The following is a 13,764-nucleotide window of genomic DNA, read 5'->3' as shown; positions in this document are numbered from 1 at the left end:
TCCTCCTATATAGATAAAATATCCGCAATTTCAAATGCATCCATATCAAATTCTTTTTTTATTTTAAGAGCTTCATCAATATCCATGTCAAGATATTGATTGCCACGAATACAGGTTACTCTAGAATCTGCACCTTGTAGCAATAGATTTACAGCTTTATTTCCCATTCTGCTAGCTAAAATTCGATCGAAAGAGGTAGGGCTTCCACCCCTTTGAATATAGCCTAATGTAGTTCCCCTCGTAACAACGCCTGTTCGTTCTTCAATTCCCTTGCACATTTCATTAAAATCTCCAGCACCCTCTGCTAAAATAATAATGCTGTGTAATTTTCCTCGGTCTTTTCCTCTTAAAAGCTTGTCGCAAATAGCATCTAAATTATAATCTTTTTCAGGAACAATAATAGACTCTGCCCCACCAGCCAAACCTGAGAACAATGCGATATCACCACAATCTCTGCCCATAACTTCAACTACATTCACCCTATTGTGAGAACTTGTAGTATCTCGTATCTTGCCTATGGCATCTATCGCTGTATTTAAGGCTGTATCAAATCCTATAGCGTAATCTGTACATCCAATGTCATTATCTATGGTACCTGGAATACAAATGATCTTTACACCTTGTTTGCTTAACTTTAGTCCACCATTAAAAGAGCCATCTCCTCCTATGACAATAAGGCCTTCAATCCCAAAATCTTTTAATACTTTAGCAGCTTTCTTTTGACCTGCTTCCGTTTTAAAGTATTCTGATCGTGAAGATCTTAAAATTGTCCCGCCCTTTTGAATAATGTCTGCTACAGAATAAATATTTAAAGGCTCGATATCCTGTTCTAGCAAACCTTGATATCCCCTTCGTATTCCAAAAACTTCGACTTTATTATATATGGCTGTTCGCACGATTGCTCGAATAGCGGCATTCATACCAGGTGCATCTCCACCACTGGTTAATACTCCAATTCTTTTCATTTTCGCATCTCCTCATTCTCTCCATAGACTTTTATATTATTATCGCCAAATGTAGTAGACAACTCATGTATAAGCTTTTGATTTATATTTACCCATAAGTTCTTATTTGACTTAAATTTTTTATTTGTATTTTGAATAGATAAAACAACAGGTGTTTCTCCAGGATGTTGGACCAAGATACTTTTTACTCTATCTATAATAGGATTTGTCATTTCAGGAATTCTAATCTCTACGCTATTTTTTCCATTAGAACTCTTATTATCATTAAATTTTGACAATTCCATTATTGTCTCACAAATAATACTTGAACTTTGTTCTTCATTAATATTGATTCTTCCCTTTATAAGCACAGTACTATCTATATTGGCAAGTTGACTATACTTTTCGTAAATATTAGGAAATACTACTATATCTATACTTCCATATAAATCCTCTAAAGTCAAGAAGCACATCATCGTATTCTTTTTCGTCAACATATTTTTTTTCTGTGTAACAATGCCTCCTACTGTCACCGTACTTCCATCCTTGATTCCAATCTCTTTTAACTCTTCCTGATTGTCAATCATGCTGCTGTCTAAAGACACTTTGTTTACAAGGAGCTTTTCGTATTTTTTCAAAGGATGACCCGTTATATATATACCTAATACTTCCTTCTCCATTGCTAATTTCATATCTTCTTCAAACTCTTCGATATCAGGTAAATATTCTTGCAAAATACTGCTTTCCTGCATATTTTGAAAAAGAGATATCTGACCTTCTATTCTGTGTTTTTTATCCTCATTTATATTATCAATAATTTTTTCATATACATTCATAAGTTGTGAACGATGCGCTTTTAATGAATCAAAAGCTCCGCACTTAATCAAACTCTCTACAGCTCGTTTATTTAAAACTTTCCCATCATTCTTCTTGTAAAAATCAGTAAAAGAAGTATACGCTTTCTCTTCTCTGTTCGCAATAATAGACTGTATTGCATTTTCTCCAACATTTTTGACTGCAGCCAAACCAAAACGAATCTTGTCTCCTACTACTGTAAACTTTACATAACTTTCATTTACATCCGGAGGTAGTACATTGATGGACATATTTTTACAATTCATAATGTATTGAGCTACCTTTTTGTCATTGCCCATCACACTTGTCAAAAGGGCCGCCATAAATTCTACGGGGTAATATTTTTTAAGCCAAGCCGTTTGATAAGCAATTACTGCATATGCTGCTGCATGCGATTTGTTAAAAGCATAATTAGCGAAGTCAATCATCTGATCGTAAATCTTATTTGCCTGTTCTTCCTTTACTCCACGTCTTAAAGCACCTTCTACAGTAATGTTTCCAGAATCATCTAATTCTCCATGTATGAAAACTTGTCTTTCTGCTTCCATAACGTCCATTTTTTTCTTAGACATAGCCCTGCGAACAAGGTCGCTACGAGCCATAGAGTATCCAGCTACATCTCTTACAATTTTCAATATGGATAGGTAACTCCTTGATATTATCTCCGAGTTTTCCCCCCATTCACACCGGACATGAGACTTTCGTTCTCATCCGGCGTTCCATCGAATTAAATAAGTTTGAATAATTAGCGTTTAGTATACATCAGGATTTATAGTTCTTTATTCTTATTTTAGTTAGGCAACTTCTACTTCTTCTAGGTGACAGAGTTTTCTGTATTCATTAACTTTCTTTATTTGGTTTTTGCTAAGCTTAAATATTTCTACATATTTGCTGATTATTTCGTTATCCACTGCATGAATTAGCCTGTGTATTCCTTCCTCAACAATTACGAGGTTTTTAAAGCTATCATCACCTCCCAAGTGTTTGGGTATCTTGTGATGGCAATGGAAGTTGAAAGTTTTAAGGATATTCTTTGTAACTGCGCATTGACCTAGTTGTGCCGAGAATACTGAAATTCTATTATCATTGTATTCTACATTCTCACTTTTGACGAAATTTCGCATCATATCTGAAATTCGGCTTTCTAGCGTGAGTTTAAGGTATTCATGCACCAATTTTCTGCCCTTCTCCGTGTAATTACATGTTTCTTGTTTAAATTGCATAGGAGGTCTGGTTTTAATGTATGATATTGGTATTAATGCATGTCCGCAGTAATATTTTATAGCTTTGCTTTCACCATAGTGTTTCTTGATTACTCTGTTTTGTGTTCCAGTTTTAGTAGCCAAAGGTTCTAGTTGATTTTTCATGTATTTAAGAACGTTGAATTCAATAACATGAAAGCTTTTGCTGACATGAGAGGCACTGTCATAGTAATTGTGGTAGCCGAACACCATTTGGTTTAATCTTCCAATCTCCATATGGGGCTTGGGCGAGTGTTTTATGGCTTTTATTTGTCTTCTGATATTCTTGGTTAGATTGTCAACAGCCTTGTTTGATACTTTGGACTTTATTGTCCATTTTTCTTTTTCTCTACCGCCATTGTATCTTTTTACTCCTTTTCTATGGACTTTCATTTCAAGACCTAGGAAATTTGAGTAGTTTTGTCTGAGGTTGACGATTTTGGATTTGTCTTGGTTGATTTCAAGGCTTAATCTTTCTCGCAACCATTCTGTTACTGCTATTTTGGCTTTGATAGCTGTGTTGTAATCTCTACAGAAGATTTTGAAGTCGTCCGCATATCTTACTATATGCATCTGTTTTAGCTTCGTTTGTTTGAGTGCTCTGTCTTGTGCGTTTTTGCAACTGTATTTATGATGTGTTGGCATTCCACAGAATTGGGAGTCAATCCACCAGTCAAGTTCATTAAGAACTATGTTAGATAGTAATGGACTTAATATTCCACCCTGGGGAGTTCCCTTTTTCTGTATACCTTCTCCTATTACCTCGCATTTGAGCATTTTTGATATTATGCTGATTAGCCGTTTATCTCTAATTCCTAAGCTGTATATTTGTTTTAGCAGCTTGCTATGGTTAACATTGTCGAAGAATCCTTTAAGGTCGATATCAACAACGTAGTGTAATTCTGCTCTTTGCATAAGGTGGTAGCATCTTGCAATAGCGTGTTTAGCACTTCTATTAGGTCTAAATCCGAAGCTGTAGTCATAAAATTTTGCCTCACATATCGGTTCTAAGATTTGTCGTATGCACTGCTGAATGATTCTGTCCTCAATTGTGGGTATACCTAGTGGTCTCATTTTGCCATCGTGTTTTGGTATAAGGATTCGCCGAACAGGTTGAGGCTGGTAGTTTTCCAAGCGTTTTCTGATATAGTTTACAAGCTCCTCCTGTGACCACTTTTTGATGTCTTTAATAGTGTGGGGGTTGCTCCCCTTGGTAGTACTACCCCTGTTTGATTTTATAGTTCTGTAGGCGAGCAGAATGTTTTCTTCATTAACGATTAGCTCGTATAATTTGTAGAAGTTCTCATTCTTTTTTGCTCTATCGTATAGTCTGTCAAACGTTTCTTGAGTCCCATAGTATTCGTTGTATCTGAGTGCATCTTTTTTCTTTGTGTCCTGATTGTTACTCATCAAAGTCACACCCCATCAATATTTTATTGACAGTGGCATTCTCTTAGTCTTACTCGAACCTTTGATATTTACCATTTAATTGTCTTGATAATAACGCTATATTTTGTACTTATTTGATTCCGACTAGAGCCCATCCCTCCACGGCTTGTTATCACCGTTTCTCTGGTACTATGGCTCCACTATCACTTGGATTAAGACAAGTTATAGTTGGTTATAGAACCTTCTTTTCCTTATCAACATTTCATAGGACTCGTTTGTCCTCCTTGTTCCAAGCTTTCCACGTTCCTTCAACTCTAGCTTTACATATACATTCCTTAGGTGCTCCCTTTAAGCCCGTCAGCTTGACAGCGCCTGTAACGCTGTAAGGATTTTCATAAAGCAAACTCTTACTCATCCTCACTGACCCCTCTGCAAAGAGGCTCCGCCATTTCTGGTCGGTTAGAACTCAGGACCCGTACATTCGGGAGTTCGTCAGCATTTATTAATGCATTCTCACCATAGATTGTTTTGTAGCCTCGCGGCTTATAGGTTACATCATACACCTCTGTATAATTTTCCTCAGCTCTGCTAAGTGTCACATCGCTGCCTGTCACAGCCATAGCTTCTCTGTTAGGGTAACTCTCAGCCTGCCTTACCCAGCTTCATACGATTGAATAAACGACTTCTCACGCATGTGGGGGCTATTAGAGAGAGCGTTTCTGGGCGTTACTCCTTCATTCCACTCTTCAAGTTGAAAGTTCTCCACATTTTCTTTTACTCGATTCTTTTCTAGCGGGCGGGCTCTAGCCACTTTTGTACCAACTTTTACTTCAAATCTTTCTTTTTGATGTGTGTCGCTTCTTCGATTATTTTCTCTAGAGTTCTAAAGATTTTATCATTTGGCGAAACGTGTCGCACTAACCTGTTCTTGATAAACCATACACCCATAAGTAACCTTTAAAGTAGATTCTAATATAGGGTGAATGTACTGTATGTTTTCAGAATTCTTTTTGTTTTTAATGTAAGTAGGGATGGAATCCATTGGACCTGGTCTGTATAATGAAATCCCTGCAATAATATCCTCAAAGGAGTCTGGTTTGAGATTCGTCATAAACTTTTGCATTCCTGCACTTTCTAATTGAAAGATGCCTAGGGTATGACCACTAGATATGAGTTCGTATACGTTTTTATCGTCATATTCTAACTCATCAAGGTCAATCTCTATATCTCTATTTTTCCTAATATTCTCTATAGCGTCTCGAATAACCGTTAAAGTTCTCAAACCTAAAAAGTCCATCTTGAGTAATCCTAGTTCCTCTAATAAATTCATGGTGTACTGAGTAGAGATTACTTCATTATTCCTATATAAAGGCACGTATTCTACTAAAGATTTGTTCGAGATTACTACTCCCGCTGCATGGGTAGACGCATGTCTTGAAAGCCCTTCTAAAGACTTTGCAATCTCTATCAAGTTATCAACTTCTTCATCTTCTCCCATCATTTTAGCTAGATTAGGATTGTTTTTGACTGCCTTTTGAATATTCATCCCTATCTCCATAGGGATTTCCTTTGCGACTTTGTCAACCTTCCCATAAGGAATATCTAAAGACCTTCCTACATCTCGAATAGATTGCCTTGCAGCCATCGTTCCAAAGGTAATGATTTGAGCCACATGGTCATGTCCATATTTTTCAATGACATAATCAATGACCTCTTGTCGCCTTTCATAACAAAAATCTATATCAATATCAGGCATGGTCACTCGATCTGGATTTAAAAAGCGCTCAAAGAGCAAGTCGTATTTAATAGGATCTATTGTCGTAATGTCTAGAGAGTAAGCAACTATGCTTCCTGCTGCACTGCCTCGCCCTGGCCCAACCATGATCTGATGGTCCTTCGCGTATTTAATAAAGTCCCAAACAATAAGAAAATAATCATTATAGCCCATCGAGTCAATAACTGACAACTCATATTTCATACGGCCAGTCTGTTCTTCTGTGACTTTATCGTACTTTTTAGCTAATCCTTTATAACAAAGATCACTCAAATATTTCTTAGGGTCCTCTTCTCCTGGTGGAAGCTGAAATTTAGGCAAGTGAGTTGTATTGAAATCTAATTCTGCATTGCACTTTTCAGCAATAATATTGCTATTATCTACAGCTTCTGGCATATCATAAAATAAATCCATCATTTCCTCTCGGGATTTTAAATAAAACTCATCACTTGGAAACTTCATTCGATTGCTATCCGAAACACTGGTTGCCGTTTGGATACACAACAAGATATCGTGATTTTTCGCATCTTCTTTTTTCACGTAGTGAACGTCATTTGTTGCGATTAAAGGCACCTTCGTCTCCCGAGACAAAAGGGTTAGGCCTTGCTTTACCTTCATTTGTTCTGGAATACCATGATCTTGTACTTCTAAATAATAATCCTCGCCGAATATCTCTTTATAGTCTTGAACAAGTTCTCTTGCTTTCTCTAGATTATTCGCCATAATTGCTCTAGGAATATCTCCTGCTAGACAAGAACTTAAAGCAATAATCCCTTGACTATGCTTTTTTAGGTAATCTATATCAATCCTAGGCTTATAGTAAAAGCCCTCTACAAATCCAGTAGATACAATTTTCATCAAATTTTTATATCCTTCTTGATCTTTGGCTAGTAGTACAAGATGACCTGGATTTGAGTCTTGTTTTGAATCCTTATGGTGTAAGGTCCTAGGTGCTGTGTATACTTCACATCCTATTATAGGTTTTATCCCTTCCCTGACACATTGTTTATAGAAATCTACAACGCCAAACATGACCCCGTGATCCGTAATAGCTAAACTGTTCATTCCTAATTTCTTAGCTTGTTTGACTAGGTCTTGTATGCGGCAAAAACCATCTAATAAACTGTATTCTGTATGTACATGTAGATGTGTAAAATTATTCATCCTAAAAATCCCTTTCCAGGCGCCTTAGGCCCTTTACCACGATCAATCTGCTGATTTCACCATTATACCATATTTTATTTTTCTCTTTGAAACAAATCTTTTGTCAATCGTTATCAATCTTCAATTATTATCGCCTTAGGCAATTTTTATTGATCCTAGTATACAAGAAAGATGAGCTCTGAGAGAGGCTCATCTTTCTTATATACTTTATAATGCTCAATTTTTTTGTTCAAGTCCATGGGATCTTGCTAGCGTTTCAATCTTCTTTAATCGGTGATTTATTCCTGATTTGCCTACAGGAGGATCGAGCAATTCGCCTAGTTCTTTTAAGGATGCTTCTTTATAATTTAATCTAAGTTCTGCTACTTCTCTTAGCTTTTGTGGAAGCTTTTGTAAACCTACTTGGTCTCTTATATACTCTATCGCTTCAATTTGTCTGTAAGCTGCTTCTACCGTTTTACTTACATTAGCTGTCTCACAATTTACTAGACGGTTTACATTATTTCGCATTTCCTTCATAATGCGAATATTTTCTATATTTAGAAGGGTTTGATGGGCACCGATAACATTTAATATGGTAATAATTTGCTCAGACTCTTTAATATATACAATGTAATTATTCTTTCTTTTAATGTACTTTGACTTTAAGTCAAATCCATTTATTAAGTCCATTAATTGTCTCGCGTATTCACTATTGTGGCAAGTAAACTCAAGATGATATCCTTTATCCGGATTTGATAAGGATCCCCCTCCTAAAAAAGCGCCTCGAATAGTAGCTCTTCTACATGCTGAATTCTTTTTAAACTTTTCAGGTATAATAAAGTCTAAGCTAATCAAACCTTCATGCCTTTTTAGGATATGTAGATCCAATAGAGCTTGTAATGTTCCTTCTTGATGAGGGACAATCACGGAGTAAATATTTCGATTTTTAAACTGTTTATTTTTAGATACTGCGACTCTTGCGCCAAGCTCGTAGTTGGCTTTTAGTATTTTAAAAGCTCTTCTTGCAATGGCAGCATTTTCTGTGCGGATATAAAAACTGAGTTTATTATTTCCTTGAAAATTAATAGAGCCACACATGCGAAATAAGCTTGACAATTCCACTAAAGCTGCTACGGAATTCTGTATTTCTATGGTACATATTTCATTCTTGGTTTCAGATGAAAAACTCATATTTTTTATCCCTCTTTTGTATTTCTAATTTGCCATATCTTGTTCGTATCTAGCTAAAATTGTCTCTACAATTTTCCTTGCATTATGACGTATATATCCATTTTTTACTTCTATAAAATTGTCTAGTATAAACTCATAAGGACAATCTGTAAATCGAGATAAGTCTACTTTTACCATATCTGAATCCTGTTCTTGATAAGGTCCTAAAAAGCTTTTTTCTACTTTTCCCGTATTGGCAACAATATAGTCAATAATATTCTTGCCTTGTTTTAAATGGGCTTGCAGAGCTTCTACATGGTCATATAAATCGTAGTCTTGAGTTTCTCCTGGCTGTGTCATAATATTTGATATGTAGTATTTCTTTGCTTTTGCTCTAAGCAGTGCCACTTCGATATCTTCTACTAATAAATCGGGAATAATAGAAGTATACAGACTTCCAGGACCCAAAATGATAATATCTGCTTCTTCAATAGCTTTTAGGCAATAAGGTAGTGCACAGACCTTATCAGGATTTGTTTTTACCATTTTGATCTTACTTCCTACCTTTTTTACGGTTTCTGGAATGGCAGACTCTCCATTGACGATTTCCCCATTTACCAACTCTGCAGTTAATGTAATATCATCAAGGGTTACAGGCAAGACGGTACCTTTTACCGCCATGACATCGCTGACATTTTTTATGGCTTCTGCAAAATTATCGCTAATGGCATTCATGGCTGCAATAAACAAATTCCCAAAGCTTTGACCATTAAGCCTTCCCTCTGTAAATCTATGATTTAATAACTTTTGCATAATAGATTCATCATCTGCTAAGGCTAAAATACAACTTCTAATATCCCCCGGTGGAAGCATGCCCAAATCTTCTCTTAAAACTCCTGAGCCTCCGCCATCATCGGCTACTGTTACAATAGCTGTGATATTTTCCGTATAATGTTTTATACCTCGAAGTAGGACAGATACTCCTGTTCCTCCTCCTAAAATAACAATTTTGGGTTGATTATATCGATTCATTTAATTCTCTCCTAAATATTTGTATACATCCCTATGGTCTATAATTGCCCATTGACCTTCCTTGTTTAGCAATTCTGTCAGCACATTTGCTATGGTTACAGAACGATGTTGGCCACCAGTACAGCCAATTGCAATGATCAGCTGGGTCTTACCTTCTTCTATATAATAAGGAATCAAGAATTTTAGCAAGTCAAAGGTTTTGTCAATAAACGTTTGGGTTACCTTATACTTTAATACATATTCTTGAACCTCTTTATCATTACCCGTCAATCTTCTAAGCTCTTCTACATAAAAGGGATTAGGCAAGAACCGAACATCAAAAACCAAATCAGCATCAAGAGGTATTCCGTGTTTAAACCCAAAAGACACCATATTGATGAGAAGCCCTTTTCGTTCATTTTCTTTTGCAAAAATCTTACCTACCTCTGCTTTTAATTCTTTTACATTTAAATCTGAAGTATCTATAATATAATCTGCCTTTTTCTTAATTTCTGCAAGTTTTTCTCTTTCTAGGGAAAGACCTACCAAAGTTCGATCTTCAGAAGCTAAGGGATGCTTTCTTCTGGTAGCTTTAAATCTTTGTATTAAGACTTCATCAGAAGCATCTAAAAACAACAACTCAAATTCAAACTTTCGATCCTTCATTTGCTCTAATACATTTTCTAATTCATCAAAGAAAACGCCTCCTCTGCTATCCACAACTAACGCCACTTTATCGATATTTGTATCCGATCGTCCGCATAATTCAGCAATTGTCGGAATTAATTCTGGGGGTAAATTGTCTACGCAGAAATACCCCCAATCTTCGAAAGCTTTAAGTGTATTACTTCTGCCCGCCCCAGATAATCCAGTAATGATAACCAAACGCATGTTTATTCCTCCCTTACATTAATAATATTCTCAATAGGTATGGATGCATATTCTATAGATTCTAATCCTTGGTCAACCCTTCCAATACTATCTAAGTCATGGGAATCGCTATTGACTGCAAATTTCACATTATACTTTTGTGCAATTTTAATATCTTCTCTTGTCAAATGTCCATGATGAGCGTTGATTTCAAGTACGATCTTCTTTTCAGCTGCTTTTTTTGCTATTTTATCGATGTCAACTGGAACTTTTGCTCCTGGATGAGTGATCATAAAAATCGAATGTCGATCCATGGCCTTAATTAAAGCTTCCGTGTTGATTTCTGTTGCTTTTTTCTTTAACCCAGGAAATACCTTTGCTAAGCCATTTAACAAATAAAAATTAAAAAAGTCTCCTATGCTATGAGGAATAATTCCATAATGATATCCTACATATATGACATCGTAGAGATGTATTTCATCATCTTTGACATCAATATCTCCATTTAGACCTACGATATTCGCTTCTACCCCTAGGAGAATTTCAATATTAGGATACTTTCTTCTCATGTCGTTTACTATATTTCTCATTTCAATCCAATGAGCCCTTTTTACTCCATACAAAAAATGACCGCTTCCATGATCAGAGATGACGATTTTCTCTAAACCCTTTTCTATGGCTTTTTTAATATTATCCTCAATAGTCGCCTTGCCATGGCTATAAGTAGTATGAGTGTGTAAATCCCCAGTTAATTTCATTTTATCAACCCTTATCTCAAATATTATTCTATTATATAATATTTACTCCAAAGTTCATAATATTACACGAAGTTTTGATCACGTTGATAAGGTATAAACAAATATGGGACTGGCGTCGCAATAAATATGGAATAATAAACAAGAAACAATTTTGAATACTAAGCACATAATACATATTCGTATTGTTCATAGAAGATTTTGTATTGGGTTTCGCATTTAGCTTTTTTCGTCCAAGCTACTACGCTTTTACATACAACTTAGAACATATAGCTTATAACATAGTTCCTATCGTTCTAATTCAATTCCTTGCTGAATAAATTAATATAGAGCAAGGAGGTAGCTATGTTTAAGAAAATTTTACGAGTACTCTCATATATCTTAATAATTGCATATATTCTTACAGCACCTTACTATTTAAATAGTGTATTTACAGATAAGTATTTAGTCAAAGATGATAAGGTACAATGGTCTGGTGTTATAACTATGTGGGATATTCCTCGGCTTACTATAAATGGTAGTGAATTTGGGTGGATTAAAGGTAGAATCGACGAGTATCAAAAGTTCAACCCTAATATACATATCGAACTTCGAGAACTTCATTATGATGACAATAAAGAAATTGCTTTTAAGGCTGCTCTCAGCGAAGATTTTCCTGATATTATGCCTCTATTTATTGAAAATGAAGTACTCCCTTTAGACCATGTAATGCCTGTCAATTTATTAGATGACGATGATCAATTAATCAGTATAAAAGATTCGCTAATTTCTACTGTATATAAAGACGAAAAAATTTGGGGGATTCCTGTCTATTACTCCACCAATGTGTTAATAATAAATAAAGAGCTCGTTGATTCTATAGGAGTAAAATTGCCAAAGGATACAAATTACGATACATTCCTTTCTTTTCTAAAGGAAATTGAAGAAAAAGAGACTTCTGACGAAATTGCTCCTTTTGATTTTTACATAGGTGAGGAGACAAACTCAATAATGCCCTTTTTTTTTAGCGATGGAGCGAATATCTTTTCTACAAACGAAGGTGGTAACGTAAACTTTTATAGCAATGAAGTAATCAGTGGTTTAGAAAAATTAAGGAGAATCAGTGAGAATTTGTCTACTTTACCTGATGATTACGGAAATAGAAGCAAAGTTCAAGCAACAACAGATTTTTATAACGGCAAAACTGCCGTATTAGCGGGAAGCTTAACGGATGTAAATGGACTAATACGAAAAAACAATCAGGATAGAGGCTTTGAATTTGAACTCTTGCAGTATCCAAAAGGTCAATCCGAAACTCCCGTTTATTTTACCGAAGATGTAGGTGCATACGCCATTATGGATACGAATAGCAATGAAAAAAAAGAAGCACTCTATGATTTTATGAAGTTTTTATTATCAAAAGACTCTCAGATGAGTTTGGAAAGTATTGGCAGGCTACCTTCTTGTGAGGGATACGACTATAATTTTGAAGCACATACTCATTTAAATACATTAAATGATTCTACTTTCCTTGAAACAATGCCCTTTTACCTTGATCGAAGTCAAGTATACCATACCATCAATGATGAACTTAAAAAAATGTTTAAAGACAATCAGCCCGTTACGGAGACCTTATACAATATCCAAAAAAGTACAAATATGTCATTCATAGAAAAAAGGTAAGCTTGATAAAATTAATATTAATTTGTATAATAATAAATTAGGTAACAAATTATTCTTACCCTGCATTGGAGGCAAACATGATTAAATATATTCTCTCAAAACTAGAAACTTTTTTGGATAAAAAATCCTTATTAATAAATGAACCCATGAAAAATCACACTTCATTTAAAGTAGGTGGACCTGTTGATCTTATGATTCTTCCTAAGACGGAAGATGAGGTTGTGAATGTCTTAAAACTTTTAGCGAGTCAACCTGTTCCCTTTTATATTATGGGCAATGGCTCTAATTTATTGGTGTCTGATAGGGGTTTTTCTGGTGTGGTAATTAAATTATACGACAATTATAATGATTTCTCCGTAAATGAAGATATTATTACTGCTAAATCAGGTATTTTACTAAGTAAACTGGCTAAAGTGTCACTAAACCACAATTTAGGTGGATTCGAATTTGCATCAGGTATACCAGGTACACTAGGTGGAGCAGTGACAATGAACGCTGGAGCCTATGGTGGTGAGATGAAAGATGTACTTATTAGCGCTCACGTAGTTGACAGACAAGGAAACATTTCTGAAATAGTCAATGGTCATTTAGAACTAGGCTATCGCACTAGCTCCATACAAAAGAAAGACCTAATCGTTTTATCTGCAAAATTACAGCTTAAAAAAGCGCCTTATGACGACATCAAAGACAAGATGAATGAATTAGATTATAAAAGAAAAGACAAACAACCACTAGAATGGCCTAGCGCAGGAAGCACTTTTAAAAGGCCAGAGGGTCATTTTGCGGGAAAACTAATACAAGACTGTGGACTTAGAGGCTACTCTATAGGCGGTGCGCAAATTTCTGAAAAGCATTGTGGTTTTGTTATTAATAAAGGCGGCGCTACTGCCAGCGATATTTTTAATTTAATCCGTCATGTGCAAGAGACAGTATATGAAAAGTTTGGT

Annotated in this window: 11 protein-coding genes and 1 pseudogene; 2 read left to right on the top strand and 10 right to left on the bottom strand. The window is 35.5% G+C overall.

Annotation, left to right across the window (positions count from 1 at the left end):
- Window positions 1–5: 5 nt before the first annotated feature.
- From pfkA to Q7P22_RS05280, 10 genes and pseudogenes are all read right to left on the bottom strand, one after another.
- Window positions 6–965: a 6-phosphofructokinase gene (gene pfkA, locus Q7P22_RS05325; protein ID WP_303861611.1), complete on the bottom strand. Its 960-nt coding sequence runs from the start codon at window positions 963–965 to the stop codon at window positions 6–8.
- Entirely contained in the window at window positions 962–2,434 is a 1,473-nt protein-coding gene (locus tag Q7P22_RS05320) for an OB-fold nucleic acid binding domain-containing protein (RefSeq protein ID WP_303861608.1), read from the bottom strand. Before Q7P22_RS05320 ends, pfkA begins: the two co-directional genes overlap by 4 nt.
- A gap of 159 nt (window positions 2,435–2,593) precedes the next feature.
- The gene (gene ltrA, locus Q7P22_RS05315) at window positions 2,594–4,450 is read right to left on the bottom strand and encodes a group II intron reverse transcriptase/maturase (RefSeq protein ID WP_303861605.1); all 1,857 of its coding nucleotides are present in this window, start codon (window positions 4,448–4,450) and stop codon (window positions 2,594–2,596) included.
- A gap of 241 nt (window positions 4,451–4,691) precedes the next feature.
- The gene (locus Q7P22_RS05310) at window positions 4,692–4,844 is read right to left on the bottom strand and encodes a hypothetical protein (protein ID WP_303861602.1); all 153 of its coding nucleotides are present in this window, start codon (window positions 4,842–4,844) and stop codon (window positions 4,692–4,694) included.
- On the bottom strand, window positions 4,837–5,049 hold the full coding sequence (locus Q7P22_RS05305) for a hypothetical protein (RefSeq protein WP_303861599.1): 213 nt from the start codon (window positions 5,047–5,049) through the stop codon (window positions 4,837–4,839). The genes Q7P22_RS05310 and Q7P22_RS05305 overlap by 8 nt, the downstream gene beginning before the upstream one ends.
- A gap of 299 nt (window positions 5,050–5,348) precedes the next feature.
- A pseudogene (gene dnaE / locus Q7P22_RS05300) lies at window positions 5,349–7,367 on the bottom strand (DNA polymerase III subunit alpha); the annotation flags it as partial.
- Between the two features lie 216 nt (window positions 7,368–7,583).
- Entirely contained in the window at window positions 7,584–8,540 is a 957-nt protein-coding gene (gene whiA / locus Q7P22_RS05295) for a DNA-binding protein WhiA (protein ID WP_303861597.1), read from the bottom strand.
- Window positions 8,541–8,564: 24 nt separating this feature from the next.
- Window positions 8,565–9,551 carry a gluconeogenesis factor YvcK family protein gene (gene yvcK, locus Q7P22_RS05290; RefSeq protein WP_303861594.1) on the bottom strand — a complete coding sequence of 329 codons (987 nt, stop codon included), beginning with the start codon at window positions 9,549–9,551 and terminating at the stop codon, window positions 8,565–8,567.
- Window positions 9,552–10,421, bottom strand: coding sequence for an RNase adapter RapZ (gene rapZ, locus Q7P22_RS05285; RefSeq protein WP_303861591.1), 870 nt, complete (start codon window positions 10,419–10,421; stop codon window positions 9,552–9,554). It abuts the gene before it with no gap.
- A gap of 2 nt (window positions 10,422–10,423) precedes the next feature.
- Window positions 10,424–11,158 (bottom strand): PHP domain-containing protein, encoded by a 735-nt coding sequence (locus tag Q7P22_RS05280; protein ID WP_303861589.1) that lies wholly within the window; start codon window positions 11,156–11,158, stop codon window positions 10,424–10,426.
- A 342-nt stretch (window positions 11,159–11,500) separates the two neighbouring features.
- Here Q7P22_RS05280 and Q7P22_RS05275 point away from each other — a divergent pair, with 342 nt between their 5' ends.
- Together Q7P22_RS05275 and murB are read left to right on the top strand one after the other, a co-directional pair.
- Window positions 11,501–12,817, top strand: coding sequence for an ABC transporter substrate-binding protein (locus Q7P22_RS05275; RefSeq protein WP_303861586.1), 1,317 nt, complete (start codon window positions 11,501–11,503; stop codon window positions 12,815–12,817).
- A gap of 77 nt (window positions 12,818–12,894) precedes the next feature.
- Window positions 12,895–13,764 (top strand): UDP-N-acetylmuramate dehydrogenase (murB, locus tag Q7P22_RS05270; RefSeq protein ID WP_303861583.1); only part of this gene is annotated, 870 nt, incomplete at its 3' end.

The organism is Alkalibaculum bacchi, assembly GCF_937875145.1.
Lineage (GTDB): Bacteria > Bacillota > Clostridia > Eubacteriales > Alkalibacteraceae > Alkalibaculum > Alkalibaculum bacchi_A.
Note: the sequence above shows the minus strand (reverse complement) of the source record. Positions and strands in the feature narration are given on the sequence as shown.